Origin of the sequence: Microcoleus sp. PH2017_34_RAT_O_A, from assembly GCF_020737885.1 — a bacterium.
Taxonomy (GTDB): domain Bacteria; phylum Cyanobacteriota; class Cyanobacteriia; order Cyanobacteriales; family Microcoleaceae; genus Microcoleus.
In genome coordinates this window covers 26,400-42,762 of record NZ_JAEQDD010000032.1, presented here as the reverse complement: position 1 = coordinate 42,762, position 16,363 = coordinate 26,400, and the positions used below count along the sequence as shown (strand labels likewise).

Here is a 16,363-nt window from a genome sequence, read left to right as displayed (position 1 = left end):
CCCAGATAAATCGTCTGCCCAATCTTCACAAATGGTTTGTGGAAATTTTCGCTAAACCCACATAGCTATTGGATCATTCTTTTTGTGGAGGCCTCTAAAGGCAATTCTGGGAAGAGCAAATTGTTATTTGTAGACTTACAGGACTCACGCATTAATTAGGTATTTCTGTCATGGCCAGCTACCCCTTGCGATCGCAAAATCTGTGTGTTTAATTGCAGGATCTATTTTTCATCGGTTCTGCTTAAGTCCTGACTTAGATCGTGTCCGTCTAAATACTTACCTGGGCTACGGTTATCACAGCAGAGAAAAGTAGTCTCAGACCCCTGCGTAGCCGCGTGCCTGCCCGTTGGCGAAGCCGCCCTGAAAGGGCTAGGGCTTATGCTTCACTTCAATGCCTTACGTTCGCAATGACATCTTTTCAACAGTTGACAGTTGACAGTTGACAGTTGACAGTTTGAGAGCCACCTCTACCTAGAAGTCCGAGGATTGGAGTAATGAATAGTCTGATTTTAATTTCTCCCGAGCAGGGAGAGGCTTTCAACTAATTCTTTCTGGTAATTTTCCATAATATGATGCAAATCACATTATTTTGTGACGGCAAACACGCTAAGTATACGATCTAAAATACACATATGTATGACAAGAAACACAATTACTTAGACTCACAAACATAGATAATTAATGCAGGGATCGAGATTATCTTGAGAACAGCCACTCCGAGGAAAAAGCTATGAAAGAGATTATGGCATTCATTGCACAAAAAAAAGATGAGTTTGCAAAATTGCCGTTATTTGAATTTCTAGCTAATAAACACATTCACCCGAATCAACGACTAATTTTTGCACCTGTACTCGATCCTTTGGCTATGGGCTTGAGTGATTTAAACAAGTACGTCCTCCGAGACTCTTCCAGCAATAACAAGGTTCAGGAACTGATTAACAAATATACTTACAAAGAAAACTACTACTGGTACGGGTATCTGCAACATCTAGAGACATTGGGTTTCAACAAATTAATGAGTTACGGGGACTTCAGGCTGCTTTGGGGTGAAGAAACTAAAAAAACTCGATCGCTCTGTTCGGTGCTGGAACGCTACGCTTGGAAAGCCTCTCCCATTCAGAAACTGGTGTTAGCCGAAGCCTTGGAAGGAACCGCCACAGTTTTTTGTGAGGCGGCGCTAGCAGTGATCGTGGAATTAGAGAAAATCAATAAAAAAGAATATATTTATTTGGGAGGAAGTTATGTTGGTTTGGAAAATCATCAAATTTTAAATACACCGGAGATGTTGCAAGTTTTAGCAGAGATAGAACTTTCTGATGCGGAACGCCAAGCAGCTTTAGAATTAGCACAAAATGTATTTGAACTATTTACAGAAGCGATGCACGAGCTATTTGGACACAGTACAACAAATTCTTGCAAAACTGTGCTGCAAGTATCCTCGATTTCTGCGTTCGATCGCACTCTTGACTGTTTAGACGTTTGTTAAGAAGACCGTTGAAACCGCGTCTATACAAGCACTCACCCCACGAGAGAAGACGCTCGCGAATGGAATTCGCGCCTGGGCGAATGGAATTCGCGCCTACACAAAGAAAACCCGCCTCCGCGGGTTGAAGAGCCGGCAGTTAAAATTATGTTACCTTCTTCAGTCCGCGGAGGCGGACATCGTTTGTGTAGATGCGAATTCCATTCGTACGTCTTATTTTAATGATTAAACAATCACTAAGTTATCTCGGTGTACTGCGGTTTCAACCCCTGCATAGCCTAAAATCTCAGCAATTTTATCTGATTTGCACCCTTTGATTTGTCTCAACTCTAAGCTGCTATAATTGACAAGTCCCCTCGCAATTTGTTTGCCTTCTCCGTCGCACAACTGCACGGAATCATCAGCTTGAAATTCTCCTTCTACTCGAGCAATTCCCGCAGCTAACAGCGATTTTCCGCCGTGGGAAATTGCCTTGACAGCACCCGCATCTAAATAGAGTTTTCCGGCTGGAATTAGGACGTTGGCTATCCAGTGTTTTCTAGCGTTGACTGGGCGCGGTTGCGGCTCGAATTGAGTGCCGATCGCCTCGCCGTTCAATATTTTCTCAATATTACCAGGAAAGCAGCCGTTGGTGATGACTGTGCGTACTCCTGATGCTGTGGCGATTCTGGCGGCTTCAATTTTTGTCACCATTCCGCCGGTTCCCCAACCGCTGCGGGAATCTCCTGTTTGTACGTCCAATGCTGTGAGTTGTGCCATGCTTTCTACTAGGGCGATCGGCTGTGCGTCGGGATTGCTGCGCGGATCTGCTGAATACAGCCGATCGACATCCGTGAGCACAAACAACCAATCTGCTTCTACCAAACTCGCTACTAGCGCCGAAAGCGTGTCGTTATCGCCAAATTTGAGTTCGTCTACCGCTACAGTATCGTTCTCATTGACGATCGGAATTACGCCCAATTTGAGCAGTTGCTGAAACGTATTGTAGGCATTAACATACCCGTTGCGCTGTACTAAATCGCCTCTGGTGAGCAATACTTGGGCGATCGGCTGTTGTAGAGTAGTGAACAAGTCATCGTAAACGCGCATCAGCCGCCCTTGTCCGACGGCGGCCACAGCCTGCTTCAGAGCGATATTTCGTGGGCGTTCCGTCAAGCCCAAGCGCGCGCAGCCCACTCCCACCGCACCGGAAGAAACCAACACTACTCGATGGCCTTGTTGCTGCAAACCGGCCAAAATCTCGACTAATGTAGCAATAGTTGAGAGAGCTAAGTTCCCGGTAGTCGATCGAGTAAGTGTCGAAGTTCCTATTTTAACAACAATAGTTTGAGTCATCGGTTATTAGTTATTAGTTATTAGTTATTAGTTATTAGTTATATTATCTGCGATCGCACGCCCGCAATCAAATTGATTTGTAGTGAAAAATGCAAGTCTTCATAGGAAGCATCTCAGTTTTGCATTTGTAGTGCTGTTTGCGATCGCGATCGTTGTATAATTGGCGATCGTTGTATAATTGCCGATCATTGTATAATTGCGGAGCGGGGACAGCACTAATGCCAACTGTCAACTGTCAACTGCCAACTGCCAACTGCCAATTGCCAACTGCCAACTGTCAACTGTCAACTGTCAACTGTCAACTGTCAACTGACTACTTTCTGCTATCAAGAGAAGCACCCAAAGCTTGAGACACCCAAACTTCAAAAGAACGCACCGGATACTTGCGAAGCGCATACCCAGCATCAACCATTGGCTCAACTAAAATAGTAAACATACCCAAACGATTGCCGGCCAAAACATCAGTAAAAAGTCGATCGCCCACCATCGCCACCTGTTCCACCGGCAAATTCATCGCCGTCACCGCTTTTCGCAACTTGCGCCGCGACGGCTTAGCCGCACCAGTGATGTAAGGTAGATTCAAAGACTCAGCAATTCGACCGATCCGAGTCTGACTTAAATTATTGCTCGCCAACCACAGCGATACTATAGGTTTAATTTCTGCCACCCACAGGCTGAGTTCCTCAGAAGCATTCATTGCTGTAATGGGAACGAGAGTTTCATCCACATCCAACACTAATCCTTTAATATGATATTTCTCAAGAATATCAGCCGTTAAATTTACGACCGAATTGCCTAGAACTAAGTCTGGCTGTAGTAGTTTTCCCCAAGTCATAATGATTTTAGATTTTAGATTTTAGATTTTAGATTGAGAAATAAGAAGCGGGAAGTTAAACATTCAAAAAGTCAAAAGTAAAAAGTCAATAATTATGGCTTTTGCTTTGTAATATCGTTTTCGTTTGCATCCGAATCAGCATTTTCGGAGTGTAGTGCTGTCCCGCTTGCTCATGAGAAGCCTCAAACGCTCGGTATAATTCCGATGTAGCCGAATCCAATATAACTTTTGACTTTTTACTTTTAGCGGTTCTCAAGCGTGGTGAGGTATGCCCACGGAGGCTGCCCTATGCCCTATGCCCTATGCCCTATGCCCTATGCCCATGAGTACCTCATATGAAAGCTCGAAAGGCTATATGTATTAGTCCTTGGCCATCTATTGACCCGATCGCACTTTCTGGTCAACTTGAGCCACAGCAGCATCGTGTTCCGCCTGAGTGCGGCTGAAAATGTGAGTGCCGTCGTATCGAGCCATAAAATACAGGTATTCTGTATTTTCAGGAGCCAGAGTCGCTTCCAGACTTGCGATTCCCGGAGCTGCGATAGGAGTTGGCGGCAGCCCTACATTCATATAGGTATTGTAGGGAGAAGGCGTTTCCACCTGCTTAAAAGTCAGAGGTTTCTCCTTGGTTTGTCTGATGCCGAGGGCGTATTCCACCGTCGGATCGGAACCCAATTTCATGCCCTTATTCAAGCGACTGGTAAATACCCCAGAAATGCGATGGCGTTCGGAAGCAACCACAGCTTCTTTTTCTACAATACTCGCCAGCGTCACCCATTCTTTCAAAGAAAGCTTAGTATTGTTCTGATTTTTTTGAAAGACCGGTAAAGCTATCCGCTCGAAACGGCCGAGCATTTGTTTGATCACAGCTTCCGGGCTGACTGCATCGCCGTCTAACTGATAGGTATCCGGGTACAAAAACCCTTCCAAATGAGGCAAGCCACTGGGTAGCCAAGGGTAATCAGCGTAGGGAACTTGACTCGCCGCCGCCATAAAATCCTTAGCCGGAAAAAAACCTTGGGCTTCAAAATAAGTGCTCATTTGTTGCAATGACCACCCTTCGGGAATCGTGAAACTCTGCTGTACGACTTCACCTTTCCAAATTTTTTCAGCAACCGCACTCAGAGGCTGAGTCGGTGAGAGTTGGTAAGTTCCGGCTTTAAAACCTCCGTCGCGGTTTTGCATAGTCAGCCAGCGGGCCCACATATTCCATGCTCCTGCCGATCGAATTAAGCCCGCCGCTTCCAAATCCTGCCCGATTTTTTGACTGGAAGTACCGGGGGGGATTTGAATCGAAACAGCAGCATCCTTGGACGGGGGAGTTGACTCGGCGGCTGTTTTAGGAGGGGCAGAAGCCCAGCTCCACCAAGCCCAGCCCTGCCAAGCGCCAACTCCCCAAATTGCAGGCAGCAACGCCAGATAAAACAACCATTTAGAGACTTTCGGGGATTTTTTTTGGCCCTCGCGCGCGCTGCCTTTGGTCAGTTGTTCTTTACTCATAATCCGTTGTCCTCGATAAGCGGCGATTAAGTAGCGACTAATGAGTGATGACCTGCGATTGATGACCGAAAAGTTACGGATACCAGCCCTTGAAAATATGCCCTTCACGCTGCCCAATTCTATAGCCCGAGCTGACAGGAAGGCGGAATCAGGGAAAAAGTTCGATCGACCTAGCAGTTGACTTTTGTCTAAAATAGTCAAATATTCTGCTTTTTGCCCTCATGCCTTCTGCAATTAGAGATTGCAGGTCGATCGAGTATACATCATCAACCCGAAGCGGGCGGCCACTCTTGACACCGCCCCTACTCTAAACCAGTTTCTTTGCACTTCACAAGCCCAGCAAAACTGAACTCAATATCTAATCAAGCTCATCAAAGAACTGATCTTCTAGCATCGGCAACATCGGTTCCAGCCTTTGGAACTCTTCTTCCGAGAGCAATTCAGGCTTGCCGTCATCATTCATTCGAGCCAAGATAAAAAACGGGTCTAGAGGTGTATAAATGGCATATTCCTGCTCTTCGTGATAGAAGCTGGTCAACCACATTAGTTCCTCGAACTCTGACTCCTCATCGGGATCGGCATTAGGCTCCAAATCCTCGTCAGGAAATTCCGGCAATTCACCAACTACAGTCAGTGTCACCGCCGTGCGCCGGAGTGTCAAGTTCTGCTCTTGCAGGACAACTTTAGCAGTATCAAAAATTGTGTCTATTTCGGTCTCGTCTTCTACAGGAATTGCTGCTTCGTCGGTATCGTCTCCGTGCCAAGTAAAAATTTCTACAGGAGAGTCGATCGGCAACAGCAAGGCGTATTCTTGACCTTCTAGGTTCATCGAATATTCTATGTTGCAAGTTAGCGATCGCCCAAATTCATCCGTCAGGGTGACGGACGTTTCGTGGGAATTACCATTCTCTTTGCGGTATGGGGATGAGGACATCGCGTGTATCTTAATTTTCCGTCAATAATTCAGTAATCTTTGCTTGACAATTGGGGATTTTCGTGGCGATATTGGGCCTCTTCGGGCGATCGCCAGTCCACAAACTTAAACCGCGAGACTCGCGGCATTTTCCACAGGCGAGGAGTGCAGCGTTTAAATCTCAGCCGAGTCCAGAGCGACACTGAGGACAAATCACAGTTATGTGCTGCTTCAGTACCGAGGTTCTGGGGATTTTTCTCCCATGTGTCAACGCTTACAGGTGTGCGTAGCAAACTTGCACAACTAGGATATCACGCCTCTGTTACTACCTATGAGGATTGGGAATTGCGCTTTTGCTTTTGTCTGCGCTCGTCTAGCCACTGCTGCAAAATCAAGGCCGCTGCTTTGCGATCGATCAAACCCTTATGGCGCGACGGGGACATCCCTTGGGCTTGGATCAGTTCCTCGGCGCCCACAGAAGTCAGGCGCTCGTCGGCGTATTCTAGGGGGAGTTCTAAGGCGGTGGCGATGCGAGTGGCGTATTTCTGGACTTTTCGGGCTTGAGTGCCCACTTCTCCGTTGAGGGAGTAGGGCAGGCCAGCCACCAAAATTTGCACTCTTCGCTCTTCCACGAGTTCTCTGAGACAAGCTACATCTCGATCGAAGGACGATCGTACCAGAGTAGTAATCCCCGTAGCGATTAAACCAGTGCCGTCACATCCGGCGATGCCGACTCGTTTGCTGCCGATATCTAATCCGAGGGCTGAAATCCATAATTTTTCGTTGAACATCAATCAATTTTAGATTTTAGATTTTAGATTTTAGATTTATTTGTTTCTGAGCCGGATATTTTTTTACGAACCGCGAAGACGCGAATAACGCGAAGGAAGAAGGGAAGAAGTTGGGTTTTTTCGGTTTGTAGTGAGGACTTTAGTCCGCATAAATAAGAGGACTAAAGTCCTCACTACAAACCCTTAATTTAGCCGACATTATATCAGAAATTAAGTTCTATTCTTGGGCGTCGCCCTCTTGAGGCAATTCCGGCAAATTCAGAGGCAAAATGCTGCTAGCATCTGTTGCTCCAGATTCAGGATTCTGGCAGTTCAAAGGGTTAACTTGATTAGCTTGATTTTTTCCGGAGTCCAACAAAAAGGGCTTAATCTCAGACGACGCGGGCCCTGTTGTGGCTTCTCCAGCCATCGGGCCGAGCCAGGACATCCTACCCGGTACGGGTTTGCGAGTTGGCTGGAAGCTTTGCAGCATTTCTGATAGCTGGAGTCCTTCGAGGGAGACTAACTTGGACTCGCGCAATTTGTGCCACACCGATCGCGACATCAGCAAGCTGTGTTCCAAACGCACGGCTCCAAATTGCTCTAAATAAGCTTCCCGTTCCGGCTGATAGTCGGCGGAAGCCAGTTGCAGGCTTTGGACTGGGAAATCTTGAACGAGGCGCGCCATTTGGGATAGCAGTTCGGGGTACAGCCAAGTGTAGGCCGGGTGCACTGTCAACTGGGCGACGTGCGGCTGTTGGCCGTTGCGGGATAGCTGTATCTGAAAATAGCCGATCGCAGCTTTGCGCTGCGGTTCAAATACGTAGGCGCTGACTACCTCTGTTTTGCTCAGCCACTGTTTGACACCTTCAAATAAGGCGCCGAAGAAACTGGTTTTGAAGTCTTGAATGTGCCGATCGAATACTTGACGTACTAATGGCGGCATAGACGCGGTATCGAGTTGATATAGGAATTGAGCGTCGGCGTTGCTTACGGGCAGCAGGTTGGGCAAATCTGGCGTCGCGGAGGCCATTTCTTGGAGGCGTTCCGGGGCGATCGACCAATAAGTCATCTGGGCCAACGGCTGAAATCCGTTCTGGCGGTACAAAGCCAGGGAACTTTTATCGCCAACATTCACCTCCAGCAGCCACGTCCGCGCCTCCCAGACTGCCTCGAAGCAGTACCGCATCAGCATCGAACCAATGCCTTTGCTGCGGGCTTCTGGATCTACCCCGACGCGATCGATCCGCCAAGTGCTGCGGGTGCGGTTGAAAGGAGAAATCTGAATTATGCCCTTAACTGTCCCCTCTTCTTCGGCAACATGGGCTCGAAACAGCGACTGACCAGGGTTGGGAAACAAGCTAAACAGCTTTAGCAGCCCGTACCAGCGACGAATCTGCTGAAACTTTTTACCTAGTACCAAGTCGCAGCTTGCGCCCTTGCGTTTTTCTGGTTGTTCGGCTGTTTCCGCGCACAATTGTTCCATCGCCTCGATGTCGCGGTACTGAAACGGGCGAATCACAACCTGGTTTTGGTTTTGGGAGGGAAATGAAGTCATATAGAAATTCTCAAGTGGTTAGTTGTTATTTGTTATTTGTTATTTGTTATTTGTCATTGGTTAGTGGTTATTAATTATTGTCATTGGTTATTAATTATTGGTTATTGTCATTGGTTATTGGTTATTGGTATTTTTTTCTAGTGCCTCACGAAAGTTGAGAACCCTAATAGCACGAAACTGGACAAGAAAATTAAAAAATCAAATGTCTTTAAGAAAGGGGAAGAGTTACGGAAGTTTTGAGTTCTCAACTTATAACTTTTAATTCTTCACCTTTCTCGATCGATCTAAAATTAAAAATTTCAAATCATTAGTTTGATTTTTTAATTTTCAGTCTTCAACTCAAGATTTCTGTGGTAGAGGTCGAATTAACACAACCGGTGTTCGCTCGTCAGCATTCCCGGCGGGGTTGCTGCGTAACGCTTGCTCTAAAAATGTTACCGATAAATCGGAGGTCGCTGCTAATATCTTAACTGCTTTTAAGTCATTAGCGTCTACGATCGCCGCCGCAAGTCCAGTTTCTCGTTGAATTTCCTCTACAACTTGCTGGGGATTGTCCGGGCCAAGCACGATAAATTGGTCGAAGGGAGGCAAAGTTCCCGTAACATCGTCGATTAGCCTGGCTTGTTCCCCTGCAAGTTGGTAAAAGACTCCCGGTTTACCGAATATTTTAGCTATAGAGCCGATCGCAAATGCGGCCACTACACGCCAAGGCCCAACTACATCAACCAATGTCTGCATTCCGCAAGCGGTGGCCAAACTCGACATCGGCAAGAAAAACAAGCAGACTCGCTTGGCTACCCATCCGGGTTTGACTTCACTGGGATGGCGGTAGCGTCCCTGCATCAAGGCTAAGGGAGTTTCGGCGAGGGCGACAATATCACCTTTGTTGGCGCGCGGTAACACGTAACGCTTGACAATTTCGACGGGATTGTCGAGTTCGGCGAGGATGTGGGTGCGAATTGGGAAGACTTCTGCAACGCCGACATTGCGGGCTGTGGGTACGGTGTCCGAGTTGGGAAATTGCAGCGGGACTACTACGTTGCGGACTCTGGGGATGCGCCCGCTTGGGCCGTAGGTGATGAAATGTATTTGCACCCAAGCTGACTGCAATTTGTTTAAATCTTGCCCTTGAATGTCTACGGAAACTTTAATTTTCGTGTTTTTTTGGGCTTTAACAATATAGCCGAACCAGTAATCGTCTGCTCTTGCTTCTGCGTCTTCGTGACCAGGAATGACTTTTGTCTGGGAAGTCACGCCGTCTAAACTTCCGTCTGACAGCAGTTTCACCTGTGCCCGCACATCTGGCAACATAATCTCGAACCGCTGTGTCAGATTGCGGAATTCCATTTCGCCAACCAACAGATAGCGGTTGGGTTCGTTTATGGCTAAGTGCCATTCTCCGGCTGTAAGTTCTAGTTTATTTGCACTCCCAGTCCGGCGATAGTTCAACTCTAGGCCCAATCCGCCCAATGCCAGCAGCGAACCGGCTGCTGCGATTCCTGTTGCTAAAGTCTCAATCACTCAAATCACCGCCAATAATATTTTGTGTTTACTGTAGTCGATCTCGGGTACTTCGAGATCCGATCCGGCAGTAATTGCATTTGCTGGGTTTGCTGGGGGGATGCCAGTTAGTAAATTTTGCTGTCAGCGGTTTGGATGTTGGCGGGCTGTGGGGATGGGATGTGCGATCGGTTGAGTTAAGATTTGAAATATCAAATTACTGAATTCGCGATGCCAGCTAAAGATATCTACCATGATGCCGTCAAGCAAGCGCTGATTAAAGATGGCTGGTTGATTGTAGCCGAAAACTATATGCTGGAATATGGTGGTGATAAACTTTATCCTGATATTGCCGCCGAAAAGTCGATAGCAGCAGAACAGCAAGGACGAAAAATTATTGTTGAGGTGAAGAGTTTTTTAGGCCGCTCTTTCATCAACGATCTAGAAAATGCAGTTGGTCAATATATCATTTATCGTAATGTTTTACAAGCCCAAAAATCTGAGTACGAATTGTATTTAGCGGTCGCAACTAGGGTTTATAAGGATGGTTTTCAAAAGAAACTCGCCCAATTAATTGTTGAAACTAATCGGGTGAAATTGCTAACTTTTGACACTGAAGAGGAGGTAATTGAGCGATGGATAAATTAGAGTATTATCGTCATTTGATTCGGAAAGTTTTAACTGAATATTACGAATTGGGGTCAAAATCGACCAATTCAAAGCTAGAAAATGTGCTGGTTTTTGACGAGGAACACGACAATTATTTATTGATGGTAATGGGTTGGCAGGGGGAAGAACGGATTAAGGTCAATACTATTCACGTGCGATTGCGGGATGGCAAAATTTGGATTGAGGAGGATTGGACAGAAGATGGGGTGGTGACAGATTTTTTGCAGGCTGGGGTTTCGCGGGAAGAGATTGTTTTGGCGTTTCATCCACCGCATTTACGGCAATATACAGAGTTTGCGATCGCTTAAGAAAGGCGATCGCCCTTCTAACTATCTCATCTAATTCGTTTAAAATTTAGATAAAAAGCAGCCACGATCCCTATGACACTAGCCATCACTCCAACCAAGCAGTATATCGAACAACGCAACGGAGGGTATTGGATTCAAGGAACTCGCATTTCCTTCGATTCAGTCGTTTATTCCTTCTTGAATGGAGAAGCACCCGAAAGCATTGCCCAAAATTTTCCACTTCTTTCGCTAGAACAGGTTTATGGTGCGATCGCCTTTTATCTTGCCAACCGAGAAATCGTTGATGCGTACTTAGAAGAAGGTGAAGCAGAATTTAAGGAATTGCAACAGTCTTTGAGACAAAAAAGTCCACTTCTGTACCAACAATTGATAACTGCTCAAAATCGGAAAAAAGGCGCATTATGACGAAAATTAGATTAAAAATTTGCGTTTTCATGCTTCTAGAAATCGCCACTATAGCTATCTTCGCTCCACAACTCACTAAGAGTGCGATCGCTCAATCCATCACAGACAAAAGCTGCGTCGCCGATATTGTAGGTGAAGATATTGGCTCACAAGTTAATATCAGATCGGGTGCTGGAAGCATTTTTAGCGTTGTAGGCACTGTATCGGTAGGAAATCTAGTCATTGTCGCTAATGATGACCAAAATAAAAGTGCTGTCGTATCTCCACTCAGTCGCAAAGATAGTGAAGGAAATGTCTGGTATTTGACGACAAGATTGAGAGCAAGTGAGTACAAAGGTTGGATCAAAGCAGACTTTTTGAAACTCAGATGTCCTAATCCCTAGGTGTGGCGCTCAAAAAGAGGAGGCACTCTGCACGGACTTTCTCTTTTATTTTACTTTAAATATGCGATCGCCCAAACAACTCTCGATCGCACTTATCCGATTCTATGTACTTAAGTATTTGCCACCAAACTTCAAGTATGAATTCGGCACAACTCCTACGAGAATTCCCTGATATTTATTTACCAGGACAGTGCGAACAACACCTCAACAACGCCCTTACCTCATTAACCTCGTTTCTCCGAGGAACTTAGAGAAACTTCTAGAAGTGCTGCTGTGCGGGCGAGGTATTAAATTCATTGTGAAAAATATTAGCTTAAACCATTTTTGGGTTAATATCGATACATAACCACAAATTAGGTGATACTCAAATAAAGGCGATCGCCCGATCGATGTCTATAAAAAAACAGCTTGCCTAAGTGTAGTCGAGCAAAAAGAATATCCGCATCGCTGCAATAGCGAATTGTCATATGCCATCATCCCAGGCTTCAATCTTTAACAAACTCATAGGTAGCGCCCCGCTGCGAGCTGTTTTGATTGTCCCCTTCGTGTTACAAATCATGGGGGCGGTCGGCATTGTTGGCTACTTATCTTTTCGCAACGGACAGAAAGCAGTCAACGATTTGGCATCTCAACTGCGGACTGAAGTCAGCAGCCGCATTGACCAGCATCTGGACAGCCAACTCGACACAGCACGCCACCTTGCTCAAGTTAATGGTGATGCCTTCGATGTGGGATTGCTCGATCCCAAAGATTTAGATAATATGGCTCGTTTTTTCTGGAAACAGATGCAATTGTTTAATGTCGGCTACATCAGCTTTGGCGCTCCAGGAGGCGAGTATGCGGGTGCTGGATATCAAACAGATCAAAATATTATTTCTGGCATCAGCAATCCAAAGCAACGTGGCAATCGAGATCATTACTTTTACAATACAGATAGTCAGGGCAATCCCACTAAGCTTGCTGAGATATTTAAAAATTTTGAGTTCGAGAAAGAACCGTGGTACTCAAACACGGTTAAAGCTGGAAAACAGACATGGGTTTTATATCAGTGGACAACCACGCCTTATCCTCTGTCTGTTTCTGCAAACAGACCGATTTATGACAAGAACAATCAACTAATTGGTGTCATAGTCATCGACCAGCGTCTTTCGGAAATTAGCGATTTTTTGCGTAAATTGAAAGTCAGTAAATCGGGCAAAACGTTTATTTTGGAACGCAGCGGGCTAATTGTTGCGAGTTCCAGCACCGAGCAACCTTTTAAATTGATTGATGGCAAGCCTAAACGGTTAAACGCATCAGAAAGTAGCGATGTGCTGATCCGATCGACATCTCAATATTTAGTTAAGCATTTTGGCGATCTCAACAAGATTAAAGATAATCAACAGCTTGATTTCTTGCTGAATAAAGAACACCAGTTTGTCCAAATTTTACCCTGGAAAGATGAGTGGGGATTGGATTGGTTGGTAGTTGTGGCGGTTCCTGAATCGGATTTCATGGGGCAAATTAATGCTAATACTCGCACTACGATTCTATTTTGTATCGGCGCCTTAATTGTGGCTACGGTTGTGGGTTTTTACACTTCCCGCCTGATTGCTGGGCCGATCGCACTTTTGAGCCAAGCATCACAGGATTTCGCCTCTGGGAAGTTCGATCGCACTGTGGAAGTCTCCGGTAAGAATGAACTGGGCGTGCTTTCGGAATCCTTCAACGACATGGCGCAGCAACTGCGCGACTCTTTTACAGCCCTAGAAAATACCAACCTCGAACTCGAACAGCGCGTCGAAGAACGCACCGTAGAACTCAAAATTGCCAAAGAAATGGCAGACGGCGCCAACCGCGCCAAAAGCGAATTTTTGGCTAACATGAGCCACGAATTGCGAACTCCCCTCAACGGCATTTTAGGCTACGCACAAATTCTCCAGCGCAGCGAACCGATGACGCAAAAAGGACGCAGCGGTGTTGATATCATTTATCAGTGCGGTTCGCACCTGCTAACGCTGATTAATGATGTCTTGGATTTGTCGAAAATTGAAGCCCGGAAACTCGAATTGCATCCCACAGCTTTTCACCTACCTTCATTCATCCAAGGTGTTGCGGAAATCTGCATGATTCGCGCCCAGGAAAAGGCAATTACCTTTGATTTGCAGATTGATTCGCAACTCCCGACTGGGGTTTGCGGTGATGAAAAACGTTTGCGCCAAGTGCTGCTAAATTTGCTGGGAAATGCAACTAAGTTTACGGAAAAAGGCGGAGTGGTTTTTCAGGTTGATGTGATTAAAGATGCTGAGTTTTCCGATTCAAGTTCTCAGTTAAATTTAAATCAAAAAATATATAAAATTCGCTTTACAGTTGAAGATACAGGCCCGGGAATGACCGCAGTACAAGTTAAGAAAATATTTTTACCTTTTGAGCAAGTAGGTGATGTGAAAAAACAATCGGAAGGTACTGGATTGGGACTTGGGATCAGTCAAAAGATTGTAGGCTTAATGCAGAGTGAAATTGCGATCGACAGTCGTGCAGGAGTTGGCAGTATTTTTTCCTTTGAAGTGTCACTCCCAGAGGCGCAAAATTGGGCTGATAGTTCGAGAATCGTCGAACAGGGCGCTGTTTTGGGTTACTTGGGTGAAAAACGCAAAATTCTGGTGGTGGATGACAGGTGGGAAAATCGGGCTGTGCTGGTGAACTTGCTAGAACCGATCGGCTTTAAGATGATTGAAGCGGCTGATGGTAAGGAAGGACTCGATATCGCTTTAGCCACCAAACCCGATTTAATCCTCACCGATTTAGCGATGCCGGTGATGGACGGATTCGAGTTTTTGCACCAAATCCGCACTCATCCTCAACTGCGAGATGCGATCGTGCTAGTGTCGTCTGCAAGCGTGTTTGAGATCGATCGCCAAAAGAGCCTGGATGCAGGCGGAAATGATTTTTTGCCAAAACCAGTACAAGCAGATGTATTGCTAGGCTTACTTCAAAAATATTTGCAATTGGACTGGGTATATGACGACACAGTAACTGCGCGTAAAAAAGCGCAAAATGCGATGCCAAATGAAATGCAGATTCCGGCGATCGAGATTTTACAGTTATTAGATGAACAAGCTCAATCTGGCGATTTAGATGCGGTAATCGAGATTGCGGAGGAAATCCAAACAGCGAATCCAGAACACGCGCTTTTTGCCCAAAAAATACTCGTTTTGGCAGAAGGTTTTCAAGTCAAAGAGCTGCGGGCATTGATTCAAGAACATTTATCAAAAGTTTAAGGGGAAAAATCATGCTTGAGTCTGATAAAAAATTTATTTTGATAGTAGATGACAGTGCCACCAATTTGTCTGTGCTGTCGCAAGCCTTAAAAACAGCAGGCTACAAAGTGCGGGTAGCCGTGGACGGAGAATCGGCGCTCGTTATGCTAGAAAAATGTCCGGTCAATCCGGCAAAAAACTTTTTTCCAGAACTAATTTTGCTAGATGTGCAAATGCCGGGAATCGACGGCTTTGAAACCTGTCGCCGAATTAAAGAGAACCAGCTAACAAAGGCAATTCCAGTCATTTTTATGACTGCTTTAGCAGATGCCGAAAGTAAGATGAAAGGATTGTCATTAGGTGCGGTGGATTACATCACAAAACCTTTTGAACAAGACGAAGTAATTGCGAGAGTTAACATTCACTGGCGGCTCAAAGAGTTGACCGACAATCTGGAACAGCAAGTTACAGAACGCACTTGCGCTTTACAAAAAGCCCAAGTCAAGGTAGTGCAGCAAGAAAAACTGTCCGCCCTGGGACAACTCGTGGCGGGAGTCGCCCATGAAATTAACAACCCGCTGAGTTTTATGGTCAGCAACATTGCGCCTGCAAAGGAATATCTTACTGAGATTACAGAACTTCTTAGCCTTTATCAAAAATATTATCCTGAACCTCCATCAGATATCGCTAGCAAGATTGAAGACATAGATTTGGAGTTTGTGATCGAGGATTTTTCTCACTTGTTAGATTCCATGGAAGTAGGCACTGAGCGCATTAAAGATATTTCGCTGTCGCTGCGAAACTTTGCTCGTTCGGATGGAGATACTGTGAGCGCGATTGAGCTGCACCAAACTCTAGATAGTACGCTGTTGCTGTTAAAACACCGACTCAAGGATCAAGGATGTCGCCCGGCTATTGAAGTTATCCAAAACTACGGTGAATTGCCCCTAATTAAATGCTATCCCGGCCCGATGAACCAAGTGTTTATGAATTTGCTAGCAAATGCGATTGATGCTGTGGAAGAGGCTTGGGAAAAAGACCAGCGTCCTCTGAATATTACCATTAGCACGGAAGTTTTGCGCGAAAGTGCGATCGTCAGAATTGCGGATAACGGGTTGGGAATGACGGAGGAGATTCAACAACATTTGTTTGAACCTTTGTTTACCACGAAAGCGGTTGGTAAGGGCACGGGGCTGGGATTGTCGATCGCTAAGCAGATTGTGAGTGATAAGCACGGCGGTCAATTGTTCTGCAAGTCTATCGCCGGGAAAGGTACTGAATTTGCGATCGAACTTCCTATTTAATTTTATAGAAGAAGGAAGAAGGAAGAAGGAAGAAGGAAGAAGGAAAGCAATGGTTTCAGCTATTAATAACTTCCTAACTGTGTCGGCTTGAAATCAAAGCCGATGATATCGGAATTATAGCCGAGTGCGAGCGTTCCCAATCGCGATCGATCGCGAGAGTG

At 45.7% G+C, this 16,363-nt stretch carries 15 protein-coding genes; 7 read left to right on the top strand and 8 right to left on the bottom strand.

Going from position 1 to position 16,363, the window contains the following annotated elements:
• Positions 1–742: 742 nt before the first annotated feature.
• Entirely contained in the window at positions 743–1,486 is a 744-nt protein-coding gene (locus JGK11_RS13250; RefSeq protein WP_293211987.1) for a hypothetical protein, read from the top strand.
• 222 nt (positions 1,487–1,708) lie between these two features.
• Here JGK11_RS13250 and proB read toward each other — a convergent pair whose 3' ends face one another.
• The 8 genes from proB to JGK11_RS13210 all read right to left on the bottom strand — a co-directional run bounded on the left by proB (position 1,709) and on the right by JGK11_RS13210 (position 9,915).
• Positions 1,709–2,818, bottom strand: a complete 1,110-nt coding sequence (proB, locus tag JGK11_RS13245) for a glutamate 5-kinase (RefSeq protein ID WP_293211985.1) — start codon at positions 2,816–2,818, stop codon at positions 1,709–1,711.
• A gap of 313 nt (positions 2,819–3,131) precedes the next feature.
• Positions 3,132–3,653 carry a YqeG family HAD IIIA-type phosphatase gene (locus JGK11_RS13240; RefSeq protein ID WP_293182197.1) on the bottom strand — a complete coding sequence of 174 codons (522 nt, stop codon included), beginning with the start codon at positions 3,651–3,653 and terminating at the stop codon, positions 3,132–3,134.
• Positions 3,654–4,028: 375 nt separating this feature from the next.
• Entirely contained in the window at positions 4,029–5,153 is a 1,125-nt protein-coding gene (gene mltG / locus JGK11_RS13235; protein ID WP_293182195.1) for an endolytic transglycosylase MltG, read from the bottom strand.
• Between the two features lie 358 nt (positions 5,154–5,511).
• A complete protein-coding gene (locus JGK11_RS13230) occupies positions 5,512–6,087 on the bottom strand; it encodes a DUF3727 domain-containing protein (protein ID WP_293182193.1) in 576 nt (191 codons plus the stop codon).
• Positions 6,088–6,116: 29 nt separating this feature from the next.
• Positions 6,117–6,359 carry a hypothetical protein gene (locus tag JGK11_RS13225; RefSeq protein WP_293198981.1) on the bottom strand — a complete coding sequence of 81 codons (243 nt, stop codon included), beginning with the start codon at positions 6,357–6,359 and terminating at the stop codon, positions 6,117–6,119.
• Between the two features lie 36 nt (positions 6,360–6,395).
• Positions 6,396–6,857, bottom strand: coding sequence for a Holliday junction resolvase RuvX (gene ruvX / locus JGK11_RS13220; RefSeq protein WP_293182189.1), 462 nt, complete (start codon positions 6,855–6,857; stop codon positions 6,396–6,398).
• 217 nt (positions 6,858–7,074) lie between these two features.
• The gene (locus JGK11_RS13215; RefSeq protein ID WP_293211983.1) at positions 7,075–8,394 is read right to left on the bottom strand and encodes a GNAT family N-acetyltransferase; all 1,320 of its coding nucleotides are present in this window, start codon (positions 8,392–8,394) and stop codon (positions 7,075–7,077) included.
• A 339-nt stretch (positions 8,395–8,733) separates the two neighbouring features.
• Positions 8,734–9,915, bottom strand: a complete 1,182-nt coding sequence (locus JGK11_RS13210) for a F420-0:Gamma-glutamyl ligase (protein WP_293182186.1) — start codon at positions 9,913–9,915, stop codon at positions 8,734–8,736.
• Positions 9,916–10,125: 210 nt separating this feature from the next.
• Between JGK11_RS13210 and JGK11_RS13205 the strand changes: the two genes are divergently transcribed.
• The 6 genes from JGK11_RS13205 (at position 10,126) to JGK11_RS13180 (ending at position 16,202) form a co-directional block, all read left to right on the top strand.
• Positions 10,126–10,542, top strand: a complete 417-nt coding sequence (locus tag JGK11_RS13205) for a XisH family protein (RefSeq protein WP_293182184.1) — start codon at positions 10,126–10,128, stop codon at positions 10,540–10,542.
• A complete protein-coding gene (locus tag JGK11_RS13200; protein WP_293193205.1) occupies positions 10,530–10,871 on the top strand; it encodes a XisI protein in 342 nt (113 codons plus the stop codon). The genes JGK11_RS13205 and JGK11_RS13200 overlap by 13 nt, the downstream gene beginning before the upstream one ends.
• A gap of 72 nt (positions 10,872–10,943) precedes the next feature.
• Positions 10,944–11,276, top strand: a complete 333-nt coding sequence (locus JGK11_RS13195) for a DUF433 domain-containing protein (protein WP_293182180.1) — start codon at positions 10,944–10,946, stop codon at positions 11,274–11,276.
• Positions 11,273–11,659 (top strand): SH3 domain-containing protein, encoded by a 387-nt coding sequence (locus JGK11_RS13190; protein WP_293182178.1) that lies wholly within the window; start codon positions 11,273–11,275, stop codon positions 11,657–11,659. Before JGK11_RS13195 ends, JGK11_RS13190 begins: the two co-directional genes overlap by 4 nt.
• Before the next feature lie 467 nt (positions 11,660–12,126).
• Positions 12,127–14,919 carry a hybrid sensor histidine kinase/response regulator gene (locus tag JGK11_RS13185; RefSeq protein ID WP_293211981.1) on the top strand — a complete coding sequence of 931 codons (2,793 nt, stop codon included), beginning with the start codon at positions 12,127–12,129 and terminating at the stop codon, positions 14,917–14,919.
• A gap of 11 nt (positions 14,920–14,930) precedes the next feature.
• Complete coding sequence (locus JGK11_RS13180) at positions 14,931–16,202, top strand: response regulator (protein ID WP_293182174.1); 1,272 nt, start codon at positions 14,931–14,933, stop codon at positions 16,200–16,202.
• The last annotated feature ends 161 nt before the right edge of the window (positions 16,203–16,363 follow it).

Excerpts from the sequence above, each read along its gene's own strand:
- JGK11_RS13250 (WP_293211987.1), top strand. The coding sequence starts at position 743 with ATGGCATTCATTGCACAAAAAAAAGATGAGTTTGCAAAATTGCCGTTA.
- proB (WP_293211985.1), bottom strand. The coding sequence starts at position 2,818 with ATGACTCAAACTATTGTTGTTAAAATAGGAACTTCGACACTTACTCGA.
- JGK11_RS13240 (WP_293182197.1), bottom strand. The coding sequence starts at position 3,653 with ATGACTTGGGGAAAACTACTACAGCCAGACTTAGTTCTAGGCAATTCG.
- mltG (WP_293182195.1), bottom strand. The coding sequence starts at position 5,153 with ATGAGTAAAGAACAACTGACCAAAGGCAGCGCGCGCGAGGGCCAAAAA.
- JGK11_RS13230 (WP_293182193.1), bottom strand. The coding sequence starts at position 6,087 with ATGTCCTCATCCCCATACCGCAAAGAGAATGGTAATTCCCACGAAACG.
- ruvX (WP_293182189.1), bottom strand. The coding sequence starts at position 6,857 with ATGTTCAACGAAAAATTATGGATTTCAGCCCTCGGATTAGATATCGGC.
- JGK11_RS13215 (WP_293211983.1), bottom strand. The coding sequence starts at position 8,394 with ATGACTTCATTTCCCTCCCAAAACCAAAACCAGGTTGTGATTCGCCCG.
- JGK11_RS13205 (WP_293182184.1), top strand. The coding sequence starts at position 10,126 with ATGCCAGCTAAAGATATCTACCATGATGCCGTCAAGCAAGCGCTGATT.
- JGK11_RS13200 (WP_293193205.1), top strand. The coding sequence starts at position 10,530 with ATGGATAAATTAGAGTATTATCGTCATTTGATTCGGAAAGTTTTAACT.
- JGK11_RS13195 (WP_293182180.1), top strand. The coding sequence starts at position 10,944 with ATGACACTAGCCATCACTCCAACCAAGCAGTATATCGAACAACGCAAC.
- JGK11_RS13190 (WP_293182178.1), top strand. The coding sequence starts at position 11,273 with ATGACGAAAATTAGATTAAAAATTTGCGTTTTCATGCTTCTAGAAATC.
- JGK11_RS13185 (WP_293211981.1), top strand. The coding sequence starts at position 12,127 with ATGCCATCATCCCAGGCTTCAATCTTTAACAAACTCATAGGTAGCGCC.
- JGK11_RS13180 (WP_293182174.1), top strand. The coding sequence starts at position 14,931 with ATGCTTGAGTCTGATAAAAAATTTATTTTGATAGTAGATGACAGTGCC.